The 26,571-nt window shown below is 29.2% G+C and carries 26 protein-coding genes and 2 pseudogenes; 20 read left to right on the top strand and 8 right to left on the bottom strand.

What is annotated here, in order from left to right:
* Positions 1-24 precede the first annotated feature (24 nt).
* A complete protein-coding gene (locus FBF22_RS05650; protein ID WP_002822507.1) occupies positions 25-627 on the top strand; it encodes a DedA family protein in 603 nt (200 codons plus the stop codon).
* On the opposite strand, the gene FBF22_RS05645 is transcribed toward FBF22_RS05650, so the two are convergent.
* A complete protein-coding gene (locus FBF22_RS05645) occupies positions 624-1,550 on the bottom strand; it encodes an L-lactate dehydrogenase (RefSeq protein WP_002884440.1) in 927 nt (308 codons plus the stop codon). The genes FBF22_RS05650 and FBF22_RS05645 overlap by 4 nt on opposite strands.
* Before the next feature lie 66 nt (positions 1,551-1,616).
* Here FBF22_RS05645 and FBF22_RS05640 point away from each other — a divergent pair, with 66 nt between their 5' ends.
* The 7 genes from FBF22_RS05640 to FBF22_RS05610 all read left to right on the top strand — a co-directional run bounded on the left by FBF22_RS05640 (position 1,617) and on the right by FBF22_RS05610 (position 7,120).
* On the top strand, positions 1,617-2,393 hold the full coding sequence (locus FBF22_RS05640) for a threonine/serine exporter ThrE family protein (RefSeq protein WP_002884442.1): 777 nt from the start codon (positions 1,617-1,619) through the stop codon (positions 2,391-2,393).
* Positions 2,390-2,884: a threonine/serine exporter family protein gene (locus FBF22_RS05635; protein WP_002853757.1), complete on the top strand. Its 495-nt coding sequence runs from the start codon at positions 2,390-2,392 to the stop codon at positions 2,882-2,884. The genes FBF22_RS05640 and FBF22_RS05635 overlap by 4 nt, the downstream gene beginning before the upstream one ends.
* 70 nt (positions 2,885-2,954) lie before the next feature.
* Positions 2,955-3,218, top strand: coding sequence for a zf-TFIIB domain-containing protein (locus FBF22_RS05630; protein WP_002831611.1), 264 nt, complete (start codon positions 2,955-2,957; stop codon positions 3,216-3,218).
* Positions 3,219-3,293: 75 nt separating this feature from the next.
* Complete coding sequence (czcD, locus tag FBF22_RS05625; RefSeq protein WP_002884449.1) at positions 3,294-4,244, top strand: CDF family cation-efflux transporter CzcD; 951 nt, start codon at positions 3,294-3,296, stop codon at positions 4,242-4,244.
* Positions 4,234-4,428: a hypothetical protein gene (locus FBF22_RS05620; protein ID WP_002859258.1), complete on the top strand. Its 195-nt coding sequence runs from the start codon at positions 4,234-4,236 to the stop codon at positions 4,426-4,428. Before czcD ends, FBF22_RS05620 begins: the two co-directional genes overlap by 11 nt.
* Entirely contained in the window at positions 4,428-6,527 is a 2,100-nt protein-coding gene (gene copA, locus FBF22_RS05615) for a copper-translocating P-type ATPase CopA (RefSeq protein ID WP_002884469.1), read from the top strand. The genes FBF22_RS05620 and copA overlap by 1 nt, the downstream gene beginning before the upstream one ends.
* A 71-nt stretch (positions 6,528-6,598) precedes the next feature.
* Positions 6,599-7,120, top strand: coding sequence for a DUF2165 family protein (locus tag FBF22_RS05610; protein ID WP_002884471.1), 522 nt, complete (start codon positions 6,599-6,601; stop codon positions 7,118-7,120).
* Here the strand turns inward: FBF22_RS05610 and FBF22_RS05605 are convergent.
* A complete protein-coding gene (locus FBF22_RS05605; RefSeq protein ID WP_002860245.1) occupies positions 7,117-8,646 on the bottom strand; it encodes a DNA polymerase III subunit gamma/tau in 1,530 nt (509 codons plus the stop codon). The genes FBF22_RS05610 and FBF22_RS05605 overlap by 4 nt on opposite strands.
* A 3-nt stretch (positions 8,647-8,649) precedes the next feature.
* On the bottom strand, positions 8,650-9,948 hold the full coding sequence (rho, locus tag FBF22_RS05600) for a transcription termination factor Rho (RefSeq protein ID WP_002852852.1): 1,299 nt from the start codon (positions 9,946-9,948) through the stop codon (positions 8,650-8,652).
* Positions 9,949-10,056: 108 nt separating this feature from the next.
* On the opposite strand from rho, the gene FBF22_RS05595 reads away from it, so the two are divergent.
* Both FBF22_RS05595 and ccoS read left to right on the top strand, forming a co-directional pair.
* Positions 10,057-12,414, top strand: a complete 2,358-nt coding sequence (locus FBF22_RS05595; protein WP_165433220.1) for a heavy metal translocating P-type ATPase — start codon at positions 10,057-10,059, stop codon at positions 12,412-12,414.
* Complete coding sequence (gene ccoS, locus FBF22_RS05590) at positions 12,411-12,617, top strand: cbb3-type cytochrome oxidase assembly protein CcoS (protein ID WP_002852798.1); 207 nt, start codon at positions 12,411-12,413, stop codon at positions 12,615-12,617. The genes FBF22_RS05595 and ccoS overlap by 4 nt, the downstream gene beginning before the upstream one ends.
* Before the next feature lie 22 nt (positions 12,618-12,639).
* Here the strand turns inward: ccoS and FBF22_RS05585 are convergent, their stop codons facing one another.
* A complete protein-coding gene (locus FBF22_RS05585; RefSeq protein WP_002852762.1) occupies positions 12,640-12,942 on the bottom strand; it encodes a cytochrome c in 303 nt (100 codons plus the stop codon).
* A gap of 80 nt (positions 12,943-13,022) precedes the next feature.
* Here FBF22_RS05585 and gmhB point away from each other — a divergent pair.
* The 5 genes and pseudogenes from gmhB (at position 13,023) to FBF22_RS05560 (ending at position 17,237) form a co-directional block, all read left to right on the top strand.
* A pseudogene (gene gmhB, locus FBF22_RS05580) lies at positions 13,023-13,584 on the top strand (D-glycero-alpha-D-manno-heptose-1,7-bisphosphate 7-phosphatase).
* A complete protein-coding gene (rfaD, locus tag FBF22_RS05575) occupies positions 13,585-14,538 on the top strand; it encodes an ADP-glyceromanno-heptose 6-epimerase (protein ID WP_052777643.1) in 954 nt (317 codons plus the stop codon).
* A complete protein-coding gene (rfaE1, locus tag FBF22_RS05570; RefSeq protein ID WP_002884480.1) occupies positions 14,531-15,916 on the top strand; it encodes a D-glycero-beta-D-manno-heptose-7-phosphate kinase in 1,386 nt (461 codons plus the stop codon). The genes rfaD and rfaE1 overlap by 8 nt, the downstream gene beginning before the upstream one ends.
* Complete coding sequence (gmhA, locus tag FBF22_RS05565) at positions 15,913-16,473, top strand: D-sedoheptulose 7-phosphate isomerase (protein ID WP_002869619.1); 561 nt, start codon at positions 15,913-15,915, stop codon at positions 16,471-16,473. Before rfaE1 ends, gmhA begins: the two co-directional genes overlap by 4 nt.
* Complete coding sequence (locus tag FBF22_RS05560) at positions 16,473-17,237, top strand: glycosyltransferase family 25 protein (protein ID WP_002884483.1); 765 nt, start codon at positions 16,473-16,475, stop codon at positions 17,235-17,237. The genes gmhA and FBF22_RS05560 overlap by 1 nt, the downstream gene beginning before the upstream one ends.
* Here the strand turns inward: FBF22_RS05560 and waaF are convergent.
* A complete protein-coding gene (gene waaF / locus FBF22_RS05555; protein ID WP_002884485.1) occupies positions 17,223-18,173 on the bottom strand; it encodes a lipopolysaccharide heptosyltransferase II in 951 nt (316 codons plus the stop codon). The genes FBF22_RS05560 and waaF overlap by 15 nt on opposite strands.
* Positions 18,174-18,231: 58 nt before the next feature.
* Between waaF and FBF22_RS05550 the strand changes: the two genes are divergently transcribed.
* The 5 genes and pseudogenes from FBF22_RS05550 to FBF22_RS05530 all read left to right on the top strand — a co-directional run bounded on the left by FBF22_RS05550 (position 18,232) and on the right by FBF22_RS05530 (position 23,116).
* Entirely contained in the window at positions 18,232-19,041 is an 810-nt protein-coding gene (locus tag FBF22_RS05550) for a glycosyltransferase family 2 protein (protein WP_002884487.1), read from the top strand.
* A gap of 53 nt (positions 19,042-19,094) precedes the next feature.
* Positions 19,095-19,983: pseudogene (locus tag FBF22_RS05545) on the top strand (glycosyltransferase).
* Positions 19,976-20,950: a glycosyltransferase family 2 protein gene (locus FBF22_RS05540; RefSeq protein WP_100614661.1), complete on the top strand. Its 975-nt coding sequence runs from the start codon at positions 19,976-19,978 to the stop codon at positions 20,948-20,950. Before FBF22_RS05545 ends, FBF22_RS05540 begins: the two are co-directional and overlap by 8 nt.
* 77 nt (positions 20,951-21,027) lie before the next feature.
* Entirely contained in the window at positions 21,028-22,236 is a 1,209-nt protein-coding gene (locus FBF22_RS05535; protein ID WP_052847090.1) for a glycosyltransferase family 2 protein, read from the top strand.
* A complete protein-coding gene (locus tag FBF22_RS05530; RefSeq protein WP_115768225.1) occupies positions 22,229-23,116 on the top strand; it encodes a glycosyltransferase family 2 protein in 888 nt (295 codons plus the stop codon). Before FBF22_RS05535 ends, FBF22_RS05530 begins: the two co-directional genes overlap by 8 nt.
* Here the strand turns inward: FBF22_RS05530 and FBF22_RS05525 are convergent.
* Genes FBF22_RS05525 through waaC form a run of 3 tightly spaced genes read right to left on the bottom strand, consistent with a single transcriptional unit; the run spans position 23,085 to position 26,537 of the window.
* Positions 23,085-24,635 (bottom strand): glycosyltransferase, encoded by a 1,551-nt coding sequence (locus tag FBF22_RS05525; RefSeq protein ID WP_002867216.1) that lies wholly within the window; start codon positions 24,633-24,635, stop codon positions 23,085-23,087. The two genes, FBF22_RS05530 and FBF22_RS05525, sit on opposite strands and share 32 nt — an antisense overlap.
* Positions 24,632-25,519, bottom strand: a complete 888-nt coding sequence (htrB, locus tag FBF22_RS05520) for a lipid A biosynthesis lauroyl acyltransferase HtrB (RefSeq protein ID WP_002867215.1) — start codon at positions 25,517-25,519, stop codon at positions 24,632-24,634. Before htrB ends, FBF22_RS05525 begins: the two co-directional genes overlap by 4 nt.
* Positions 25,509-26,537: a lipopolysaccharide heptosyltransferase I gene (gene waaC / locus FBF22_RS05515; RefSeq protein WP_002884086.1), complete on the bottom strand. Its 1,029-nt coding sequence runs from the start codon at positions 26,535-26,537 to the stop codon at positions 25,509-25,511. Before waaC ends, htrB begins: the two co-directional genes overlap by 11 nt.
* Positions 26,538-26,571 lie beyond the last annotated feature (34 nt).

Raw genomic sequence — 26,571 nt, 5'->3', positions numbered from 1 at the left:
AAATTTTCTTCAAATAAGGCTAATATGCAAGAAATCATTTCTTTTATTGTTGAGACGGCTAGTGCTTGGGGGTATTTGGGTATTATTATCTTAATGACCTTAGAGAGTTGTTTTATACCTTTTCCAAGTGAAGTTGTTATGATACCTGCTGGATATTTGGCACATAAAGGCGAACTTGATATCACTCTTTGTATACTTAGTGGGACTTTAGGTTCTGTTTTAGGGGCTTTGATTAATTATTATATTTGCTTTTTTTGGGGTAAAAATTTTGTATTAAAATGGGGTAAGTATTTTGGTATAAACGAAGTCAAATTTGCTAAATTTGAAGAATTTTTTAACAAACATGGGGAATTTTCAACCTTTACTTGTCGTCTTTTGCCAGGGATTCGTCAGTATATTTCTATGCCTGCAGGTTTGGTAAAAATGAAACTTGTAAATTTTATACTTTTTACTGCACTTGGTAGTGCTATTTGGGTGGCTATACTTGTATTTTTGGGTTATTATATAGGACAAAATGAAGAGTTGATTAAAACTTATTTAACTCAAATTTTAATCATTATAATTGTTTTTGTGATTTTAGCAAGTTTAATTTATATCAAAATCAAAAAGCCTTTTAAAAAGGCTTAAATTTTATCTTTTACGCTTTGTATGGCGTTTTTGATTTGTTGTTTTGAATTTTCTAATTTTATTTTTTCTTTTTCATTGAATTTTAATTCAAAAACCTTTTCTATACCATCTTTTCCTATGATAGCGGGCATTGAAAAAGCTATATCATCAAAAACCACACTTACAGGATGTAAACTTTTTCTATCTTCTAGGATGGCTTTGGCCAAATTTACACAAGAAGTTCCTATGCCAAATTCTGTTCTTCCTTTGCGTTCATAGATGAAATATCCCTCGCTAATCACGGCTTTTTCGAGTTCTTGTATGTCTAAATCTTTGCCTAATTTTTGCTTATAAAAATCTAATAAATTTTGTCCTAAAACGCTTGCATTAGAAAGTGCTGCAAACTGAGAATCTCCATGTTCACCAATCATACAAGCAAAAATATCTTTTGAATTTATGTTTAAATCTTTGGCTAAAAATTTCTTAAGTCTTGAACTATCTAAATTTGTTCCACTACCAAAAACATGATTTTTAGGTAATTGGCTTAATACTTGAGTGTAGTAAGTTATGGTGTCATTTGGATTTGTTGCGACAATGTATTTGCCTTTAAAATTAGCATTTTTTAAGGTTAAGACAATGTCTTTAAGTTCGAGGATATTGTTTTGAAGTTCTACTAAGCGACTAGGTAATTCTTTTAAGCTTTCTTTTCTAAAAGCTAAAATGATAATATCGCAAGAAGCTAAATTTTCTAAATTTGGCACATGAAAAATTTTTGTATAAGAAAAATGAATGGCTGACATATCTTCCAAATCTCTTGCATGAGCTAGAGCTAAATCTTGTTTTATATCATATAAATAAAGTTCTGAGCAAATTCCTTGAGTAACTATGCTATAAGCATTAGCAGCTCCTACATAACCTAAACCAACTATACCGATTTTTGCCATTTTTTCTCCTTATTTATTTTAAAATTTGCTATAATTATAACAAATTCAATCAAAGATTATTAAAATATGGAAAAACCTGATATACAAAGATTAACTAATTTTTTAATCGTATATACTAAAACTTTACTAGGTGCTGGAACTTATACAGCTAGGGTGGCAAAATGCGTAGGAAGAATAGCTGAGGTTTATGGCTATGAGATAAATATCAATTTCTTTTTTCATCATATTACTTTAAATGTTGTGGATATGGATGATAACTCCATTCAAAGAACTTATGTTATACCTAATCATCATGCCCATGTTAATTTTAAGCTTATTTTTGATTTAAGTGCTTTAAGCTGGGCTATATATGATCACAAATACGATCTTGAAAAAGTAAAAGTTGTTTTTGAGCAAATTTCTCAACAAAAAAAGCATTCTTATTTGCTTAATCTTTTATTTGTTTCTATGGCAAATTCAGCTTTTTGTAGGCTTTTTGGTGGTGATTTTGGTGCTGGAAATTTAGTATTTTTTGCAACTTTTGTGGGATTGTTGTTAAGATATATTTTAACTAAAGCAAAGATTGATTTAAGAATTCAATACATCCTTTGTTCTTTTATCTCATCGTGGTTTGTATTTTTTGGACTGGATATGGGATATACTAATACTTCTGATGTGGCTTTGGGTTCTAGTATCTTGTATCTTATACCAGGGGTATTTTTTATAAATTCTGTGATTGATATATTAAAAGATCATATTTTAATGGGGCTTAGCCGTATTATCAGCGTGGCTATTTTGATTTGTTGTATAGCACTTGGAATTTACATGACGCTTAGTATTTCGGATTTTGGGATTTTAAGATGATTGAATTTATTTTAAGAGATATGTTTTTTGCTGCTGTGGCGGGATTTGGGTTTGCTTATGCTTGTAATCCACCTTTAAAAACCCTTATTTTATCTGCTCTTTTAGCGGCAATTGCACATGGGCTTCGTTTTACCTTGGTGGAATATTTTCATTTTCAAACTTTAGCAATTGCAACTTTTGTTGCTTCATTTTGCATAGGATGTTTAGGAATTGCTTTAGCAAAAATTATCAAAACCCCTGCTGAAATTATCGCTTTCCCTGCTCTTATTCCTATGATACCTGGAATTTATGCTTATAAAGCAATTTTGTATCTTATTTCTTTTATACGCAGTGATGATTTGAAGGCTAAGTCTGAATTTTTGGTTCAATTTTTTGATTATTTTTTTACAACTGTTTCTGTGACTTTGGCTCTAGCTATAGGAGTGAGTGTTACTTTGCTTATATTTTTTGAACAAAGTTTTATGATGACTAGACATGCAAAAAAACATTAAAACTTGTTGTAAATTTGTTTAATATTTCTTTTTATAATTTTAAATCAAAAATTTAAAAAAAAGGTATTGTATGTTATGTCCAGTTTGTAATGTAGATTTGGTTATGAGTGATAGGAGTGGAGTTGAGATTGATTATTGTCCAAAGTGTCGTGGCGTTTGGCTTGATCGTGGAGAACTTGACAAAATCATAGAACGCAGTGTCCCTAATACAGCAAATTTTAACCAAGCTCCAAGACAAGAGTCAAGATATAATGACTCAGCTTATCATCAGCACAATGACTATTATAAAAAGAAAAAGAAAGAAAGTTGGCTAGGCGAGCTTTTTGACTTTTAATTTTTATAAAAATAACAAATATTTATATCCTTTTTAGCTTAATATCTTAAAATGTCAAGCAAAAAAGGATATAAGATGTATAAATTTTTATCACACGAGCCTTTAGCTAACAAATCTTGTCATCATAATCACGAAGAACATTCTCATGAACATCATCATTCCCATGCTGATGCAAGGAGTGTGGATAAAAAGATTTTAAAAATTTCTCTTTTAATGACTTTTTCTATGATGCTTGTGCAATTTATTTATTCAATCCTTTCAAATTCTTTAGCACTTTTAAGCGATACTTTGCATATGTTTTCTGATGTTTTTGCCTTAGCTCTTAGTTTTTTAGCCATTATAGCTGTAGAAAAATGGCAAGATCATCAAAAGACCTTTGGGTATTTTCGTCTTGAAGTTTTAGTGGCTTTTATCAATGCTCTAACCATTATTTTATCGGCTTTATTTATCATTTATGAAGCTATAGAAAAATTTATTAATCCAAAAGAAATTGACGCTAAAACCATGATAATTGTAGCTATTTTAGGCTTTTTGGTAAATGGGATTAATGCTTTGATGATGTTTAAGGGTGCAAATTTAGAAAATGTCAATATGAAGTCTGCTTTTTTGCATATGATGAGTGATTTATTGGGTTCTTTAGCGGTTATTATAGGTGGGATAGTAGTATATTTTAGCGGTATTGTTTATATAGATACGATTTTAGCTATTGTATTATCAATCTTGCTTTTAAGATGGGCGATTATCTTACTTAAACAAAGCGCTAATGTCTTGCTTGAAAGTTCTCCTGTGGATATAGAAAAAGTAAGACAAGTTTTGCTTTTAAATCCTAGCGTGGATGAGGTGGTGGATTTGCATATCACTCAAATCACTAATAAAATGCTAGTAGCTTCCATGCATTTAAAAGTGAAAGTTTACGATCTAAAGGAATTTGAAAAACTATCTCAGGATTTATCCCATAAGTTACTACATGAATTTGAAATCGGGCACATTACTATACAACCTATAAGGAGTGAAAATGAAATTTAAAGTAAAAAATGTTAATTGCATGAATTGCGTAAATTTGATCAAAAATTCTCTTGAATATGAATTTGGAAATATAGAAGTGGATTTGGAGCAAAAAATTTTAAGTTTAAATTTAGAAGAAAATCAAGTATCAAATTTTACAAAAGAATTTCAAGATTTAGGTTTTGAGATCGTAGAGCGTTTATAATGGAAGAATTGCGTATAAAAATAGGCAAAATGACTTGCGTTAATTGTTCTAATGCTATAGAAAAAGCTTGTAAAAAAATTGATGGTGTTAAAGATGCTAGCGTTTCTTATGTGAATTCTAGCGGGGTTTTTTTACTTGAAGATCAAGAAAAACATAAAGATATCATCACAAAAATTAAAAATTTAGGCTTTGAAATTTTAGAAGATGAACAAAGCTTGAACGCATACAAGGCAAAAAAACACTTAGAATTAAGAAAAAATTTGCTCTTAAGTATAGTTTTGAGTGTGATTATTATGTATTTTGAAATGTTTGTTAGAAGTTCTTTTTCGCAAAATATTCAAATGGCTTTGAGTTTTTTTGGGATATTTTATTGTGGGAGAGACTTTTTTTCTCATGCTTTTTTGGGACTTAAAAGCAAAAATTTAGATATGAATACCCTTGTAGCTTTAGGGACTTTGAGTGCTTTTGTGTATTCTTTTTTGGTGTATTTGCAAATTTTTAAAGAAGAAGATTTGTATTTTAGCGGTGCAATGATGATTATTTCTTTTGTGCTTTTAGGAAAATATCTTGAAAGTAAGGCCAAATTTAAAGCACAAGATTATCAAAGAATTTTAGAAAATATAGACACAAAAAAGACAAAAATTTTGCTTGAAGATGAAAGTATCAAAGAAATTCCAAGTTCTTTTGTCAAAAGTGGTGATGTGCTTTTGGTAAAAGAAGGAGAAAGCATTGTCGCAGATGGAGTGGTGCTTTTAGGAAGTGCAGAGCTTGATATGAGTTTTTTAAATGGGGAGTTTTTACCTGTTTTAAAAAAAGAAGGCGATGAAGTTCAAGCAGGAGGAGTGGTTTTAAATGGTGCTTTAAGGATTAAGGCAAATAAAAAGGCTATGGATAGTACTTTAGAACAAATCAAAAATCTAGTTTTTGAAGCAGGAAATATCAAAAGTCCTTTGGCAAATTTAGCAGATCAAATTTCTAAATACTTTGTAGGGGGTATAATATTTTTTGCTTTTTTAGTTTTTGTTTTTTGGGCGGCAAAAACAGATTTAAATACGGCTTTTTTACACGCTTGTGCTGTGCTTTTGATCTCTTGTCCTTGTGCTTTAGGGCTTGCAACACCTATAGCTTTGGTTGTGGCAAGCACAAATGCGGCAAAAAATTTCATTCTTATTAAAAATCCTGCTGCTTTAGAAAAATTAGCCTTAGTTAAGTATGCTTTTTTTGATAAAACGGGTACATTAACAAAGGAAAAATTGAGTGTTTTTAAACACAATCTTTCTAAAGATGATTTTGATAAATTATGTCAAATTGAAAGTTTAAGCTCTCATCCTATAGCTAAGGCTTTACATAAAGATCAAATTTGTGATTTAAAGGGTGAGGGAAGAGTGATTGTGGGTTCTGGCATAAAATACAAAGAAGATAATGATAATTATCTCGTAGGCAGTGCGCAGTTTTTGCACGAAAATGAAATTGATACAAAAGAAAGTGATATCTTTTTTGACTCTTTTAAAGAATATGTTAGAGTGTATTTTGCTAAGAATAAAAAGTGTTTAGGCGGTGTTTTATTAAGCAATGCTTTAAAAGATGGAGCCAAAGAGCTTGTGTTAAATTTGAAAGAGCAAAATCTTAAAACTTTTATTTTAAGCGGCGATCATGTAAAAAATGTAGAAAAAATAGCCAAAGAATTACAAATAGACGAATTTTATGCTCAACTTAAGAGTGAAGAAAAACTACAAATCATTCAAAAATTTGAAAAAACTCTTTTTGTAGGAGATGGGATCAATGATGCGGCGGCTTTATCTGCTGCAAGTGTGAGTATAAGTTTTTCAAAGGCAAATGAACTTGCAAAAAAAACAGGGGATTTTATCTTGATAAAAGATGATTTATCAGCTATTTTTAAATGCTTTAAGCTTGCTAAAAAAACACGCAGTATTATTAAGCTAAATCTTTTTTGGGCTTTTATTTATAATGTACTTTGCATTCCCATCGCAGCAGGATTTGTACCTTTTATCGCTTTAAGTCCTCATATAGCAGCACTTGCAATGTGTTTTAGTTCTATTACTGTAGTGCTTAATTCTTTAAGACTTAAAAGAATTTAAAAATTTAATTTTTATTAATAATATATTATATATAATTAATATTACTAAAATATATTATTAAAAGAGTATAAATGCAACAAAAATGTTTTTGCATAAGCAAAATGATTAGATTTTCAAAAATTATTATTTTGCTTACCGTTGCATCGTTAGCAGGTATAGTGGTTTTTGGAAATGTGACAGATTACAATTCTAATTTCCAATTTGTTTCGCATGTGATGAGTATGGATACAAAGCCTGATTATTTAGGTAATGCTATAGTTTATAGGGCTATTACTTCTCCTGTGATTCATCATATAGGCTATATAGCAATTATTCTTTTTGAAACTTTTATTACCTTAACAGCTCTAAAAGGTGCTTATGATATGTTTAAAGCTAGAAATTTAGATGCTCAAAGCTTTCATAATGCTAAGATTTTTGGGATTATTTCTTTAACTTGTTGTTGTATTTTATGGTTTTTTGCCTTCCAAGTAGTTGCTGCAGAATGGTTTGGAATGTGGATGAGCAAGGTTTGGAACGGTTTAGCTGATGCTACAAGATTGGTAACTTATATGTTTTTAGCTTTGATTTTCATCTCTCTTAAAAATGATGATTAATTTTCTATACTAGGCTCTCCAAAACAATCTTTAAGAGCCTCTTTAAGATCTTCTTGTGGGTCAAATTTTTTGGCTCCTTCTTTAAGCATATTAATAGAACTTTGAATATCTATGTTTTTATTTTCATTGTTTGGTAATTCTTGAGTTAAGGATTGAAGCTTATTTTCATCAATTGTTAGTGCTTTTTGCACATTAATTTTAGCATTTTCTCCAAATTTAGCTTTAAAAAGTTCTTGTATGAGTTTAAAGCCTTTATTGAGTGTATCGCGATTTTGTCCTTGTGCATTTGAGCTTATATTTAAGGTATTGTTTTCAAAACTAATAAATTTCGTGCTTTGTTTAAAGCATTCTGCAAGATCAAAATCCCTATCATAAATACTATCAAGCAAGATTTCATAAGCATTTTTTTCTATTTTTTTCTCAAGATTAGGTATGATAGGAGAAGGTGTGATCCTAGGTGTAATATTTGTTGTATTTTCTTGTTTGATTTCTTGGATTTGTGCATCAATTTCTTTTAAATGGCTTGCTTCCATCATCATAAAAGCCATAACACAAATCGTAAAGCCATCATCATCGCAAAGCATATTTTTAGCTTTTGATAAAATACGGAAAAATCTTTCATAAATTAAAGTAGAAAATTCTGTACTTTTTGCAAAAAAACTTTCTTTTAAATAAAAAAGCATTTCATCGATCACGCTTGAGGCTTCATAGTCTTGTAGTTCTTCTAAGTATGCAAAAACTTTTTCTTTGTCTTTTGTTAAAATAGCCTGATAAAAGGCTTTGATTTTTTCAGGATCTAAAAATCCTAGCATATCTGTAGTTTTACTAATGCTGATTTCATTTTGACAAAAAATAATGGCTTGATCAAGCAAGGTTAAAGTATCTCTTAAAGATCCGTTGCCACTTCTTGCTATAAATTTTAAAGCTTCTTCTTCAAATTTAACATTTTCTTTAAGTAAAATTTCTTTAAGATGATTTAAAATTTCACTCTGGGGAATTTGTTTAAAGCGAAAATGTTGCGTTCTTGAAAGCACGGTAGCTGGGAGTTTTAAAGGATCTGTGGTTGCAAGTATAAATTTAACATAACTTGGGGGTTCTTCTAAGGTTTTTAAAAGTGCATTTGCAGCCTGTGGGGTAAGCATATGTACTTCATCAATGATGAAAATTTTAAATCTTGCCATAGAAGGGGTGTATTTGGTTTGTTCGATTAAGGCTTGTATATCTTCAAGCCCACGGTTGCTTGCAGCATCCATTTCTATAATGTCTATATGTTTGCCTTCAAGTGCTGCAAGACAGTGTTTGCAAGTGCCACATGGAGTATCACTTGGTCCTTGTTCGCAAACTAAAGCACGAGAAAAAATTCTAGCACTTGAAGTTTTTCCACTTCCTCTAAGTCCTGAAAAAAGATAAGCATGAGCTAAGCGATTATGATTTAGGGCGTATTTTAAACTTACGCTAACTGTCTTTTGTCCTATAAGTTCATCAAAAGTTTTTGGTCTGTATTTAATCGCTAAAGCTTGAAGCATTTTTTACTCGTTCATTATAGATAAAAGTTCTACATTGTCTTTGGTTTTAAGCATTTTAGAATATAAAAATTTCAACGCTTCAACATCATCCATTTGAGAAATCGCTGAACGGATCGCCCAAATTTTTTGAAGATTTGCTACGCCTTGGAGTAATTCTTCTTTTCTTGTTCCTGATTTGATGATATTAATCGCAGGATAAATTCTTCTATCGGCGATATTTCTATCAAGAACTATTTCGCTATTTCCTGTGCCTTTAAATTCTTCAAAAATCACATCATCCATTCTTGAACCTGTATCAATTAAAGCTGTAGCAACTATAGTTAAAGAGCCTCCATTTTCTATATTTCTAGCTGCACCAAAGAAGCGTTTTGGTTTGTGTAGGGCATTAGCATCCACCCCGCCGCTTAGGACTTTTCCGCTGCTTGGAGTTGCGGTGTTATAAGCACGTGCCAGTCTTGTGATACTATCAAGCAAGATGATAACATCTTTGCCTGTTTCTACCATTCTTTTGGCTTTTTCTATCACGAGTTCAGCTACACGCACATGATTATAAGCAGGTAAATCAAAAGTAGAACTAAAAACTTCGCCTTTTACACATCTTTGCATATCGGTAACTTCTTCAGGCCTTTCATCGACTAAAAGTACGATTAAATGCATTTCTGGGTGGTTTTTTGCAATAGCAGTAGCAAGTTCTTTCATAAGCTCTGTTTTACCTGTGCGTGGTGGAGCAACGATAAGCCCGCGTTGTCCTTTTCCTATAGGAGTAAAAAGATCCAAAACACGACCTGTAAGCTTCATTGCATCGTATTCGAGTTTGATTTTTTCTGTTGGAAAAATAGGGGTTAAGTTATCAAACAAAGGTCTTTCTTTGGCTTCTTGTAAAGGCAGATAATTGATCGCTTCGATTTTTAAAAGAGCGTAGTATTTTTCTTGATCTTTTGGTTCTCTAACTTGTCCTGTAACGATATCGCCTACACGCAGAGCAAATTTTTTAATTTGTGAATTTGAAACATAAGCGTCATTAACACTATCGCTAAGATTAGAGTCCATACCTCTTAAAAAGCCATAACCTTCGGAAGAAATTTCTAAAATCCCTGTAAAAAGTATAAAACCGCCTTTTTTTGTTTGTGCTTTTAAAATTTCAAAAATAAGTTCTTGGCGGCGAAATTCTCTTGGGTTTTCGATTTCACATTCATTGGCGATTTTAACTAGATTTTCTAAATCTAATAATTTTAATTCTTCGATTTTATAACCTTCCACTGGAACGTGGGTTCTTTGATGTTGTTTTTTTTCTTTTTCCATAAGTCCTCGTAAGATTTAGCAGAATAATTTTTGTAAAATGTGATTTTAATAAAAAAATGCACTTTTTGTCAAATTTGTTTATAATTATAAAAAATATTTTTTTAAAGAATGATTATGAAATGTGAACATTGCAAACTTGATTATAAACAAGCCCAAATGATAGAGTATAAGGGTAAATTTTTTTGTTGTAAAGGTTGTGAGAGCGTTTGGGAAATTTTGCATGAAAGTGGATTAGATGAGTTTTATGAAAAGCTTGGAAATCAAACTTTAAGCTCTGTAAATTTTCAAAATGAAATGAAAAATTATGATGAGTTTATCACTAAAACCAAAGAAGGATTTAGTGAAATTTATCTCATGATACACGGTATAGAATGTGCAGCTTGTGTGTGGCTTAATGAGAAAATTTTAACCAAACAAGAAGGAATTTTAGAACTTGATATTAATCATTTAAACCATAAAGCACGCATTGTTTTTGATGAGCAAAGTATTTCTTTGGTGCAAATTTTAAGACTTATTGAAAGCATAGGCTATAAAGCGAGTGCTTATGATGCGAGCAAGGCTTCAAAAAAAGCGGATTTACTAAAAAGGGAATTTTATTCTAAGCTTGTTGTGGCTATAGCTTGTGTGATGAATATCATGTGGATAGCAGTGGCAAAATACGCAGGATTTTTTAGCGGTATGGATAAGGACACTAAGGATATTTTAAATTTTGCTGAATTTATCCTTTGTTCTCCTGTGCTTTTTTATACGGGATCTCATTTTTATAAAAGTGCTTTTAAAACTTTAAAAATGCATAGTTTAAATATGGATGTATTGGTGATTAGCGGAGCGAGTTTGGCTTATGTTTATTCTTTATGGGCCATGTTTTTTAGGGTAGGGGAAGTGTATTTTGACTCTGTGGCGATGATAATTTGCTTTGTTTTTATAGGTAAATATCTTGAGATGTTTAGCAAAAAGCGTGCTTTAGATACCATAGATGGGCTTAATGATTTTTTACAAAATGAAGTTTTAGTTTTCAATGGTAAAGAATTTGCTCCTAAAGAAGTTCAAAAGGTTTGTTTAGGGGATAGAATTTTGCTTAAAACTGGAGATAAAATTTTAATCGATGGGATTTGTAAAAGTGGTGAAATGAGTGTGGATACTTCTTCTTTAAATGGAGAAAATACCCCAAAACTCATACAAAAAGAAGATGAAATTTTTTCAGCTTGTATAGTGCTTGATGGAAGTGTGGAGTATGAAGCAACAAAGCTTTACAAGGATTCAAAACTCAGTCAAATTATCCAGCTTTTAGAACTTGCAAGTTCTAAAAAAGCAAAACTTGAAAGTTTGGTCAATAGTCTTTTGGCTTATTTTTCTAGAACGGTTTTATTGATCGCTTTTATTTGTTTTGCTTTTTGGTTTTTTTATAAAGAAGAGAGTTTCGAAATTTCTTTAGTCAATGCGATTGCAGTTTTGATTATCGCTTGTCCTTGTGCTTTGGCTTTAGCAACGCCAGTGAGCAATCTTGTGGCTTTAGGTAGGGCTTTAAAAAAGCATATTTTATTTAAAAGTTCTAGCGTGATAGAAGATTTAAGCAAATGTGATTGTGTGGTGTTTGATAAAACGGGTATTTTAACCAAAATAGAGCTTGAACTTAAAGAGGTTTTTTTAGATAAAGCGCTTGATTTAAACGAGCTTTATAATTTTGTAAAACTTTCTAAACATCCTATCTCTCAAAATATTGTGTTATATTTAAAGCAAAAAGGAGCTAAGGATTTAAATTTGGATTTTAAAAAGCATTCGAGTATTCAAGCTAAAGGTTTAAGTGCTGAGTTAAATGAAGGGTTGCTTTTAGGCGGAAGTTCTAAATTTTTGCAAGAAAAGGGTATTGTGGCTAAAGAATTTGATAATACGCATTTTATTTTTGCCAAGGAAGGTAAAATTTTAGCTTTTTTTGAGTTTGATAGTGTTTTAAGAGAAGGTGCAAAAGAGCTTATCGCTTATCTTAAAAAAGAAAAGAAAGAATTAATGATACTCAGTGGCGATCATCAAAAAGCAGTGGAAAAAATCGCTAAAAAGTTAGAAATTCAAAATTATCAAGTTTCTTGTTTGCCTGAAGATAAGATGAAAACTATAGAAAAATTAAGTAAAAATTACAAAGTTTTATTTGTAGGTGATGGGGTAAATGACGCACTAGCTTTAAAATATGCAAGTGTTTCGATGACTTTAAGAGAAGGAAGTGATCTAGCCATCGAGAGTAGTGATGTTTTGCTTTTGAAAAATGACTTACTTTCTTTAAAAAAAGCTATCAAATTATCTAAAAATACCTTTAAAATTATCAAGCAAAATCTTGCTTTTTCTTTGTTTTATAATGCTTGTACCATACCTTTGGCTTTTTTGGGTATGATAAATCCTTTATTTGCTGCTATTTCTATGTCTTTTAGTAGTATAATAGTCGTTTTAAATGCTTTAAGGATCAAAGAATGAATAGTATAATCATGATGATGATAGGAGTTTCTATCTTAGCGTTTTTTATCATTTTGGCAACTTTGCTTTGGGGGATTAAAAATAAGCAATTTGATGATGATTATAAATTTACTACTTTAAATGATGATGAGGATTCTTTGCGTGATGCTATAGAATTAGAAAGGCGTAAAAAAGAAGCTTTGGATAAAAAAAGGCTTTCTTAAAAAGGAAAGCCTTTTTTAGAAATTATTTTAAAGTTTCAATATGAGCTTCAATAGCTTTAAAATCTTCTTCAGTTAAACCTTTAAGGTTAAGTTTCATGATCGCACCTTGACCATAAGCATTTCTTTTGCCTTCTGAATATTCTTTCATGTATTGAAGTCTTTCAGCAGAAGAAAGAGTTTTTAAAGCTGGAACTTTGTTTAAGTAAACTTTGTCAGCATTTGCACCATGGCATACTGCACATTTTTTAAAAAGTGTAGCACCATCTGCAGCAAAAGCAGAAACACCAAGACATGCCAAAGCAGAAACTACTAATAATTTTTTCATTTGATTTCTCCTCAGTAAAAATTAGATTGCCAGATATTATATATCTTTATTTTTATAAAAATCTTAAGAAAATAAAGATAATGTTTATTTTCTTTTCAAAAAAGCTATATTATAATGTTTTTTATGAAAACAAAAGCATTATTTTTAGATAGAGACGGTGTGATTAATATAGATAAAAAATATGTCTATAAAATAGAAGATTTTGAATTTTGTGATGGAATTTTTGAACTTTGTAGATATTTTTTAGCTAAAAAATATTTGCTTTTTATAGCGACAAATCAATCAGGCATTGCAAGAGGATATTATAAGGAAAGTGATTTTTTTAAGCTTTGTGATTATATGCTTAAAGAATTTACTAAACAAGGTATAAAAATTGATAAAATTTATCATTGTCCGCATTTAGAAGGTTGTGAATGTCGCAAACCTAAAGCAGGAATGCTTTTAAAAGCAAAAGATGAGTTTAATTTAGATATGAAAAATTCTATTTTTATCGGAGATAATCTAAGCGATATGCAAGCAGGGTTAAATGCTAATATTGGCACTTTGATTTTGGTAAATGAAGAAAAAAAAGAAGGCGATTTTTTTAGACAATTTAAAAATTTAAAAGAAATTTTGAGTTTTTTTAAAGAAAAGGACATTTAAATGAGAGTAGCAATCACAGGTGGTGCAGGATTTATAGGTTCGCAACTGGCTTTAAATTTGCAAGAAAAACATGAAATTTTAATCATTGATAAAATGCGTAGCAGTGCGACTTTTGAAAATGGAAATTTACAAAGTTTTGGACATTTTAAAAATTTACTTGAATTTGATGGAGAACTTTTTGCAGGCGATATTAACGATGAAAAAGTTTTAAAAAAGATTGAAGATTTTAAGCCAGAGATTATTTTTCATCAAGCAGCAATTTCAGACACTACGGTTTTTGATCAAACTAAGGTTTTGCAAACCAATTTAAATACTTTTAAAGATTTTATAGAACTTAGCATAGATCTTAATGCAAAGCTTATTTATGCAAGTTCAGCTTCGGTTTATGGTGATGCAAAAAGTCCACAAACTGTAGGTAAGGATGAAGGACCAAAAAATCCTTATGCTTTTTCAAAATTGATGATGGATAAGTTAGCGAAAAAATATTACGATAAAGCTCATTTGGTAGGACTTAGATATTTTAATGTTTATGGAAAAGGCGAATTTTATAAAGACAAAACCGCTTCTATGGTTTTACAATTTGGCCATCAAATTTTAGCAGGAAAAAATCCACGCTTGTTTGAAAGAAGTGATCAAATTTATAGAGATTTTACTTATATTAAAGATGTTATTAATGCCAATTTAATCGCCCTTGATTCAAAATGCGGGGTTTATAATGTAGGCAGTGGTAAAGCAAGAACCTTTCAAGATATAGTCGATATTTTGCAAAAAGAGTTAAAGACTGATTTGCCTTGTGAATATATCCCAAATCCTTATGCAAAATCTTATCAATTCCATACTGAAGCAAAACTAGATCAAACTTGGGATTATCAACCAAAATTTAGTCTTGAAGAGGGGATTAAAGATTATTTAGATGAGATAAAAAGACTTTTTGAAAAGGAAGTAAATGCTTGAGTTTTTAAGCCAGCAAAAACCTAAAATTTTGATTATAGGGGATTTTATGGTGGATAATTATACTTGGTGTGATTGTTCGCGTATCAGTCCTGAAGCCCCTGTTTTGGTAGCTAAAACTCTTAAGGAAGATAAAAGATTAGGCGGGGCTGCGAATGTTTATGCAAATTTAAAAAGTTTAGGGGCTGATGTTTTTGCGCTTGGTGTTGTGGGTGATGATGAGAGTGGGAAATTTTTACAAGAAAATTTAAAAGGAGAATTTTTGATCCAAAAAGGACGCAAAACCCCTTTTAAAAATCGCATTATGGCACATAATCAGCAGGTTTTAAGACTAGATGAAGAAGACATAAGTGCAATTTTGCTTGAAAATGAACTTATAGCTTTGTTTGATGAAAAGATTAAAGACTTTAAGGCTGTGGTTTTAAGCGATTATGCTAAGGGTATTTTAACGCCTAAGGTTTGTAAGGCTGTGATAGAAAAGGCTAAGGCTTTAAATATCCCTGTTTTAGTTGATCCTAAAGGCAGTGATTTTAGTAAATATAGCGGTGCAACCTTACTCACGCCTAATAAAAAAGAAGCTTTAGAGGCTTTGAAATTTGAAAATTTAGAGGGTGAAAATTTAGAAAAAGGGATTAAAAAATTAAAAGAAGATTTTTCTTTGCGTTATTCTATCATCACTCTTTCAGAAGCGGGGATTGCGCTTTTTAATGAGGGTTTAAAAATCGCACCTGCTAAAGCCTTAGAAGTTTATGATGTAACAGGAGCGGGCGATAGTGTGATTGCCGTTTTGGCTTTTTGTTTGGCAAATGAAATTGAAATTTTTAAAGCTTGTGAACTTGCCAATGAAGCTGCAGCCGTTGTAGTAAGTAAAATAGGTAGTGTGAGTGTGAGTTTTGATGAGATTAGAAGTTTTAAAAGTATGAGTTTTGAGAAAAAGATCAAAAATAAAGAAGAGCTTTTAACGCTTTTAAAACAAAATGATAAAAAGATTGTTTTTACAAATGGTTGTTTTGATATCGTGCATTTTGGACATATAAAATATCTTGAGAAAGCTAAAAGATTGGGCGATGTTTTGATTGTAGGTTTGAACTCAGATGCGAGTGTGAAAAGACTCAAAGGTGAGAGTCGTCCTGTAAATTCAGAGTTTCAAAGAGCTTGTATGTTGGCAGCTTTTTATTTTGTAGATTTTGTAGTGATTTTTGATGAAGACACACCTTTAGAACTTATAAGCTTTTTAAAGCCTGATATTTTGGTTAAAGGAGCTGATTATAAAGATAAGCTTGTTGTAGGTTCAAATTTGATTTCAAGAGTTGAATTAATCGATTTTGAAGAAGGATTTAGTACGAGTAAGATTATAGAAAAGATTAAGGATAAAAAATGATAAATTTAGTAGAAAAAGAATGGCAAGAACATCAAAAAATCGTTCAAGAAAGTGAAATTTTAAAAGGACAAATCGCTAAAATAGGCGAGCTTTTATGTGAATGTCTTAAAAAAGGTGGTAAAATTTTAATTTGCGGAAATGGTGGAAGTGCAGCTGATGCACAGCATTTTGCAGCTGAACTTAGTGGGCGTTATAAAAAAGAACGCAAGGCTTTAGCAGGTATAGCGCTTACAACCGATACTTCAGCGCTTAGTGCTATAGGAAATGACTATGGTTTTGAGTTTGTTTTTTCAAGACAAGTGGAGGCTTTAGGAAATGAAAATGATGTTTTAATCGGCATTTCAACCAGTGGAAAAAGTCTCAATGTTTTAGAAGCTTTTAAAAAAGCAAAAGAACTTAATATGCTTTGTTTAGGGCTTAGTGGAAAGGGCGGTGGAATGATGAATAAGCTTTGTGATCATAATCTTGTTGTGCCAAGCGATGATACGGCTAGAATTCAAGAAATGCACATTTTAATCATACACACACTTTGTCAGATCATCGATGAGGGTTTTTAATGAAAGTTTTTATCATAAATTTAGAGCGTTCTTTAGATAGAAAAGAGCATATGAAAAAACAAATTCAAAAGCTTTTTGAAAAAAATCCTAGTTTAAAAAATAAATTAGAATTTATTTTCTTTAAAGCTATTGATGCTAAAAATAAAGAACATTTGGAATTTAAAGATCATTTTCCTTGGTGGGGTTCTTGGGTGCTGGGCAGAGAGCTTTCTGATGGAGAAAAAGCTTGTTTTGCTAGTCATTATAAACTTTGGCAAGAATGTGTGAAGCTTGATGAGCCTATAATCATCCTAGAAGATGATGTAGAATTTAGCGATGAATTTTTAATAATGGGGCAAGAATATATAGATGAGCTATTAAAGAGCAAATATGAATATATAAGACTTTGTTATTTGTTCGATAAAAGATTGTATTTTTTGAGCGAGGGTGGATATTATTTAAGTTTTGAAAAGCTTGCTGGAACTCAAGGTTATGTACTGCAAGTAAGTGCTGCAATGAAATTTCTTAAATATGCTAAAAATTGGATCTATGCCGTAGATGATTATATGGATATGTTTTATAAACATAATGTGTTAAATATAGTTAAAAAGCCTTTATTATTAAAACATGATTGTAGAATAGAAAGTTCAATTTCTCAAGCTAGACGTTTATTTTTGAAGGCTAAATTTTACAGAAAAATTATTAGAGAAATTTTTAGACTTTATAGAAATATTTTAAAACTATCTTATACTTTTTACATTAAGAAAAAATTAGATATTAGTTAAATTTTGAATCGCTTTTACAATCACTTCAGGCTTTAAATCTTTCATGCATTTGTGGTGTTTTAAAGGGCAGGTTTTTTGCATACAAGGCATACAAGCTAGATTTAAATGCACTAATGTTGCGTTTTCATTTTGCCAAGGTGAGGTTTGAGTAAATTTTGTAGGGCCAAAAATAGCCACGGTTTTTACCTTATAAACTGCACTTATGTGCATAGGGCCACTGTCATTTGTGATGAAAAGATCGCAAAAAGCGATATTTTGACAAAGGGTTTTGATGGTAGTTTTATTGCAAAGATTTTTTACTTTTATGTTTTGTTCTTTTAAAATTTGATAAATTTCATTACAAAGTTCTTGTTCGGCTTTTCCTGCGCCAAAGATTAAAATCTCATGACTTTGGCTGAAATTTAAAGCCACTTTAGCAAAATAACTCGCATCCCATCTTTTTGCATTTCCAAAGCTTGCACCAGGATTGAGTCCTAGAATTTTTTTGCCATTTTTTAAGACAAGAGGGCTTTGAAATTTTAGCTTAAAGGGAAGTTTTAAGTCTTTAAGGTGAGCTTTTATGTGAAGTGAGTTTTCTATAAAATAAAGGTATTTTAAAACTTGATGTTCTTCTTTGTGCTTGTTTTTGTCAAAAAAATATCTTTGTTTTGTTTTAAGAATATGTAAGATAATCTTAGAAGAAAACGCAGATCTAAAAGCAAAGCTAAAATCGATCTTACCAAGTTCTTTGCGTAAAGATAGGGCTTGTTTGTAGCGGGATTGTTTATTTTCTATGATGATTTTAGAATTAGGAAATTCTTTAAAAAGTGCTGTGGAAACCAAAGATCCATAAAGGATAAATTGAGCATTTTTAAAATGTTCTTTTATAACGTATAAAGCAGGTGAAGCCATCACCGCATCGCCTAGCCAAGTGGGAAGGTGTATAAAAATTTTCATAAATTTCCTAAACTTTGATAGAATTGTTTTTATTATTTTAACAAAATTTAGGAAAAATATGCCACAACTTTCTATCATAATCCCGCTTTTTAATTCTTGCGATTTTATCTCAAGAGCTTTACAAAGTTGTATAAATCAGACTTTAAAAGATATTGAAATTTTGATTATCGATAATAAAAGTAAAGATAATAGTTTAAATATGGTTTTAGAATTTGCCAAAAAAGATCCAAGGATAAAAATCTTTCAAAATGAAGAAAATTTAGGCACTTTTGCAAGTAGAAATTTGGGGGTTTTGCATTCTAGTTCTGATTTTATAATGTTTTTAGATAGTGATGATTTTTTAACACTCGATGCTTGTGAAATAACATTTAAAGAGATGAAAAAAGGTTTTGATTTGCTTTGTTTTGATGCCTTTGTGCATAGAGTAAAAACCAAACAATTTTATCGTTTTAAACAAGATGAAGTTTTTAATCAAAAGGAATTTTTAGATTTTTTAAGTAAACAAAGGCATTTTTGCTGGTCGGTTTGGGCGAAGTGCTTTAGAAAAGATATCATCTTAAAAAGTTTTGAGAAAATTAAAATAGATGAGCGTTTAAGTTATGGCGAAGATGTGCTTTTTTGTTATGTTTATTTTATGTTTTGTGAGAAAATAGCTGTTTTTAAAACTTGCATTTATCATTATGAATTTAATCCAAATGGAAGATATGAGAATAAAAATAAAGAAATTTTAAATCAAAATTATTATGATAAAAAGAAAAGTAATGAACTTATAAGAAAGCTTTCTTTAGACTTTGAAAATGATACCTTTCATCAAAAGCTATTTGAGGTTTTAAAGAAAGAAGAGATGGATTTAAAAAATAGAATTTAAGATTAGATTTTATATAATTAAGTTTTTATATTTTTAATATTAAAAGGCTAACAATGACTGAAATTTCAAGTTTTTGGTATACTCCTAAAGGCTATAAGGGTATAGGTTTAATGGAAATTCTTACGATTAAATCTTGGCTTGATCATGGGTATAAATTCCATCTATATACTTATAATTTAGAAGATAAAATTTTTTTAAAATTCCAAGAGCTGTTTGATAATTTTATACTTAAAGATGCAAATGAAATCATACCTTTTGAAGAATATTTTAGCGATGATAGGGGAGCTGGAGTAGCTGCTTTTTCAGATTTTTTTAGGTTTAATCTACTTTATCTCAGGGGGGGGGGTATGGGTGGATCTTGATATGGTGTGTTTAAACCATTATGATTATGATAAAAAAGAATATATTTTTTCTAAAGAAATTGATGATGATCCAAGCAAAGCTAGAATCACAACTTCACTCCTTAAATTCCCAAAACAAAGTGAATTTGGAAAATTAATTATAGATGAAGCAAAAAAGATTGTTGATGATAACAAAATAATTCCTTGGGGTATTATAGGTCCTTGGTTTTTAGCTAAATGGGTTAAAGAATATGATTTAGAAAAACATGCTCTAGACTATAAAGATACTTGTCAAATTTCTTGTGGTAATACTAGAGATTTTATAGATAAAAAAATTTTCGATGAAAACAGACTTTGTTTGCATTTATTTTCTGAAATGTGGAGAATTTATAAAATGAATAAAAATCATTTTTATAAATCGTGTATTTATGGATTTTTACTTCAAAAGCACAATATCCTTGATTTATGTCTTAAATTAAATTATAATCTTAGTTTTTGCGATAAACATTATGATAAATTCCTTCCTTTTATTAATATAAAAAATAAAATAAGATTTTATTTTCGCCACCCAAAAAAGATTTTTAAGAAAAACAATGCCTAAAATTTCAATCATCTTGCCAACTTTTAATGTAGAAAAATATATAGCCAAAGCTTTAGAAAGTTGTATCAATCAAACTTTTAAAGATATAGAAATAATTGTAGTGGATGATTGTGGGAGTGATAAAAGTATAGATATAGCTAAAGAATATGCCAAAAAAGATGAAAGAATAAAAATAATTCACAATGAAAAAAATTTAGGTCTTTTAAGAGCTAGATATGAAGGAGTTAAGGCAGCTGGCGGGGGGGGGTATATTATGTTTTTAGACCCTGATGATTATTTAGAACTTAATGCTTGTGAAGAGTGTGTGAGAATTTTAAACACTGAAAAAGAAAGTGATTTTATATGGTTTGATTTTATATATAAAAGAATTTCAGGGGTTATAAATAGGGGAAATTTTTTACAAGATCAAACTTTTACTATTTTTGAATATTGTGAGAATATCATAATTCAAAATAAAAATATCTGTTATTGGAATCTTTGTTCTAAACTTATTAAAACAGAAATATATTTAGCATCTTTTTCTTTTTTAGAAAAAGAGATATTAAATACTAGATTAATTATGGCAGAAGATGCATTAATTTATTTTTTTATTATTTTAAATTGTGGAAAAATTACTACTAGTGCAAAAAATATTTATTATTATTGTGAAAATGACAATAGTTCTGTTGGGACTAATGATATTGTCAAAATTGAAAAAAACTTACAAGATGAAAAAATGGTTATTGGAATTTTACTAGAATTTTTAAATCATCATAAAAAGAATATTGAATTGTATTTGTATGTTTTTTTAAAAATAATGATTGGTAAATTAATCGTATATAAATTACATCGAGAAATAAAACTATATCGATTAAAATATAATTATATGATATATACAATGAAAAAAATAAAAAATAAATTTATAATAAAATATTTTTTATTGAAAAGATTTTTGATGGAAAAGTATTTTAAAAATAAATTTAATTAAATGTGTTATAATTATCGCTTAGAATACCATGTTGGAGTATTGGTATTGTTAAGCTTAAAATTTAATAAAGAATTAATGTGTGTAAAATTTCCGTCATAATCCCAATCTATAATGTAGAAAAATACCTAGATGAGTGTTTAAAAAGCGTTATAAATCAAACTTATAAAGATCTAGATATTATTTTAGTAGATGATGGTAGTACTGATAATAGCTTAAATATAGCTAAAGAATATGCCAAAAAAGATGAAAGAATTTTTCTTATTGCAAAAGGAAATGGTGGCTTAAGTTCAGCTAGAAATGCGGGTTTGGAATTTATAAAAGGCATTAAATTAAGAGATTTTTTTGAAAATGAAGAAAATATTATTAGTTATAAACAATCAAACACTTTTAAAAATAGTACAAAAGAACTTACAAAAGAAGAAATAAATAAAAACTTTACAAAACTTAGTAAAAATATAATCCAAACAAAGCTTAAAAATCTTAATGACTTTATCATTCAAGATTTACCTGATAATATTATTCACTTTTTAGATTCCGATGATTATTTAGAGCTTGATTGTATTGAAAAATGCGTAAATGAGATGAGTAAAGATGATATAGATATTTGCACACATAATATTAAAGAATTCCTTGAAGAAGAGCAAGTTTTTAGACAAAAAGCAGAGTGCGATATTTATTTAAATTGTAAATACACTAAAAATATCAGTGGGATTGATTTTTTTAAAAAAAATAATATTTGTGAGTTTTATTTTGCTTGGCAAGGAAGCTTTAGAGCAAAGTTGTTAAATATTTATAAGCTTCGTTTTACTTATGGGATTTATCACGAAGATCATGATTTTGGAACTATATTATTCTTAAGTGCTAAAAAAATAACTTGTGTTAAAGAAGAATTATTAATTTATAGAATTCGAGCTAATTCTATAATAAAAAGTGAAAAAGAAAAGATAATACCACAAAGCATACCTTTTTATTTAGAACCTTTAAGATATTATTTCGATGATTATTCTAAGCTTAGAGCTTATTTTAAAGCTTATTGTATGTGTGTAATTGGGGTTAATATTTTGCTTTTTTGCAAAGAAAGTAATATTTTAGACAAAAAAACTCCAAATAAAATATTTTTACATTATATTCATTATTATCTTGAGCAATACTATCCCTTAAATTATCTCAATATAAATGATTTATTTACTTTAGTGGGTATCAATTTAAAACTTTTTAGATTTAAATTTATGTTAAGATTATATTTTCGCCACCCAAAAAAGATTTTTAAGAAAAACAATGCCTAAAATTTCAATCATCTTGCCAACTTTTAATGTAGAAAAATATATAGCCAAAGCTTTAGAAAGTTGTATCAATCAAACTTTTAAAGATATAGAAATAATTGTAGTGGATGATTGTGGGAGTGATAAAAGTATAGATATAGCTAAAGAATATGCCAAAAAAGATGAAAGAATAAAAATAATTCACAATGAAAAAAATTTGGGTACTTTTGCAGCAAGAAATAATGGTGTTAAACATTCAAATAGTGAGTATTTGATGTTTTTAGACCCTGATGATTATTTGGAGCTTGATGCTTGCGAAAAATTAATACTTTTAATAAATACTTATAAAATATGCCAATTTTCTTTTACTCAGATTAGTAATGGAATTAAATTAAAATCAGTATTTAAAGATACACTTAAAAATTTAAAAGAATTTAAAGGAATTTATTGGAATATCTGCACTCTGTTTGTAAAAAAGGATTTTTATTTAAAATCCCTAGAAGAACTTTTTTTGATAGATAAAAAACTCCTTGTAGCCGAAGATATGCTTGCGGTTTTTTTCTTGATAAACAATTTAAAAGATGATGAATACTTGCAAGTTGATTTGCATTTGTATAATTATGTAGATCATTCTTTTTCGATTACTAAGCGACAAAAAAATAAAGAGAAAATTCAGGAATGTTTGGATGATTATTTTTATATTTTAAAATATATAAAAGAAAATAAAATTCTTAAAGAAAATTTAAAGTCATATGTTTTGATTTATTTGCAAATTGATATTTTAAAATTTTTATTTAATAATAAAAAAATAAATTATTTTAAATATAAATTATTAAAAAAAATTTATAAATGTAAAATGCTATTTTTAAAACTTAATTTCTCCAAGAAATTTTTTTATTTTTGATGGTATCTAAATAAATTTGATGATTGCTTTCGAGCATTTTTTTGCTATTTTCTTTGTGATAAATATGATAAGCAATAGCTTTAAATTTTAAGCGTCTAAAAATGCCTTTATTAAATAAAAATCTAGCAACAAATTCACTATCTTCTCTACCCCAACCAATAAAATTTTCATTAAAACCATCAAGTTTATCAAAATCAGTTTTAAAAAAACTCATATTGCAACCCCTAATACCTTTAATAAGAGTGGTTTTTTTAAAGATTTTTTCATCTTTTTTTGAAAGACTGTAAAGCATTTTAGCTAAAAAAGAATTTTTAGAACTTTTAAAATCTTTTTTATTAAAAGCTATGCGATAATCATCTTTGTTTAAAATTTCTTCGCTTTCTTTTTCATTTAAAATTACTCTTGAACCTTGTAAAAAAAGTCTTCTTTGTGCAAATTCTAAATGTTCTTTTATGAAATCTTTTTCCAAAATCATATCACCATCAATAATTATTATATATTCACTATCAGCGTTTTTTATAGTTTTGTTGCGACTTTTACTAAGCCTAAACCCTTCATCTTCTTGCCAAATGTGTTTTAAAGGGCAAGGAAAATTTTTTTGATATTCTTCAATAAGCCTTGCTGTATCTTCTTTGCTACCATCATCTGCGATTAAAACTTCATTGGGTAAAAAGGTTAGATTTTTAACACTATCAAGCACTAACTTAAGGCGTTCTTTTTGATTATAGGTTGTTATTATTAAAGCACAAGTTTTTGGCTTTTGCTTTTGAAGTTCATATAATTTCATATATTTAAAAAAAGTCCCTAAGGCATTACAAACGCTAATTATAAAACCCTTATAACTATACAAAAAGCCATTTTTTAAAAAATAATTTCTAAAAAAAGTCCAAAAAGCTCTTAAATTTGCTTTTAAAACACCACTTTTTTTGTGTATATTTTGTTTTGCCCAAAGGCTTGAGTAGTGCTGCATTTTATTAATTAAGTGAGAAATATCTCTAAAAGCATGATGCTTTAATCCATTTTTAAGATGAATTTTTTTAACATTACTTGGTAAAACAAGGCTTTCGTGTACTAAATTATCATTAAAACGAGTGAAATTTTTATTAAAAATTCTTAAAACATAATCAGGCCACCAACCACATGCCTTTATCCATTCGCCTTTATAGAGATTTTTACGACTAAGTGCGATGATATTATCTTCTTGAAGTTCTAAATTTTTAAGCTCTTTAATACACTCATTTTCAAGCACTTCATCAGCATCAATGCTTAAAATCCAATCATTTTTTGCATAACTTAAAGCAAGGTTTTTTAAAGCTCCAAAACCTATAAAAGCACTGTGGTAAATGTGCAAATTAGCAAAATCTTTTTTAAATTCATTAGCTATATTTAGGGTATTATCACTACTTTCATTGTTAAGTAAAATAATTTCATCAAAATCTTTTAAAGAATTTAAACATTCAAGCAAGGTTTGTTTTGCATTTTTTACAATGATAATAACACTTATTTGCTTTAGATTCATTTTGCATCCTTGTAAATTTCCTTATTATAACTTGCAAAGCGTCTATGAAAAAAAAAGTATTCCCAAGGTCTTTTTTTAATCATTTCTTCGCAACTTTGTGCTTGATAAAGTGTCAGTTCTTCTAAGCTTGCATTTTGAGAATCTTTTGCTTTAAAAAACTCTATGCAAAATTTACCATCTTCTTTATAGGCATAAACAGGGATGATCAAAGCATTGCTTCTTTGTGCGATAAGGCTTGCTCCCATTTGATAATTCACTTCTTTGTTAAAAAATTTTAATCTTACGCTTTCGTTTTCTGCGCAGTCTTGATCGGTTAAAATTCCTAAAGTTCTCCCTTTTTTTAGAGCGCTTAGCATTTGTCTTATGCCGCCTTTTTTGTCGATAAGTTCTATGTCAAATTGGGTGCGACTTTGGCTTAAAATTTCATACATAATTTCACTTTTTAACTTTTTCCCTACTATGGCAATCGCACCATATTTAGCTGCATAAGCAAGGCTTAAAATTTCCCAGTTTCCATAGTGTGCAGTTGTGAAGATAATAGGACGCTTTAAAGCTAGAGCGTCTATAAGTAAATTTTCATTGATGAAATTTACTTTATTGAGAATTTTTTCTTTGGTGGTGTTTTGATTTTGCAAACAATCAATTCCAAATTGAGCAAAATTTTCATAAATTTTCAAAGACAATTTATCGCGTTCTTTTTGAGTGTATTGAGGGAAGCAGATTTGCAAATTTGTATCGATGATTTTGCGATGTTTTTTGTTAAGATAAAAAGTGATTCTTGCTACAATTAAAGCTAAAAAATGCAAGATACACTCAGGCATAAAAGTAACAAAAAATTTTAAAATATAATAAAGACTAAGATATATTCTATCACTATTTTTCATTAAGTAAGCCTTTGGCAAGTTTGAAGATATCTTCTTCTTCTATACGCGTGATACAAAAATCACTTTTATCGATATGCTTGGCATTTTGGATTTTTTTACCTGCATCAATGATTTTATTGATATGAGTTTGAAAAGCATTGCGGTAGCTTGGTGTTGCACCAAAAATCGTAATAGATGCCTTATTTAAAGCAAAAGCCAAATGTGTTGGACCACTATCATTTCCTATGATAAGATTCATCATTTTTGTAAAAGCCATTAGCTCTTCAAGGCTGAATTTTGGTGCTAATTCTATATGTGTTTCATCAATACCACTAAGATTTAAAACCTCTTTGGCAAATTCGTATTCTTTTACATTTCCCCAAGCGAGCCAAATTTTTGCTTGTTGAAATTCATTGATTAAAAGTTTGCAAAGTATAGCAAGTTTGGTTTTAGGATAGATTTTATTTTCTACACTTGAACCCACGTGTATGAGTATGTTTTTTTCGTTTTTGTCGAGCTTGAGTTTATTGTTTAAGAGTTGTTTTAAATTTTCATCTACGCTAAAAATATCTTGTTTAAAGGCTAAATTTTTGACATTAAAATCAGTATTTAACATAAAGGAGGTAAGACTTAAGTATCTTACAAATACATTTTCATTGTAATCTAACTCAAGTTTTTGGTTATAGAAATTATGAGCAAAACTTTCTTTAAGACTATTTTTATCAAAACCAAAATTATTTCTACTTAAAATTCGACTTACAATAGCAGATTTTATAAGCCCTTGTAGATCTATTACTACATTATAGTTGTTTTTTCTTGCTTTAAGAAGAATTTTTAGGCTTTTTAAAATTTTTTTGTCTTTTAAGGGCAGGGCATAGAGTTTGTCTATTAAAGGATGGTTTTTAAGTATGCCTTCAAATTTTTCATCTACAAACCAATGAATTTCTATATCTTTTTTAAAATTTTTGATAAATTGCAAAACCACGGCACTTTGGATAATATCACCAAGTGCTGACAAACGAACAATTGCTATTTTCATTAAAAGCCTAATATTTTAAAATTTTTGCTATGAT

The organism is Campylobacter sp. CFSAN093260 (genome assembly GCF_012890095.1).
In the GTDB taxonomy this organism is placed as follows: Bacteria; Campylobacterota; Campylobacteria; order Campylobacterales; family Campylobacteraceae; genus Campylobacter_D; species Campylobacter_D jejuni.
Note: the sequence above shows the minus strand (reverse complement) of the source record. Positions and strands in the feature narration are given on the sequence as shown.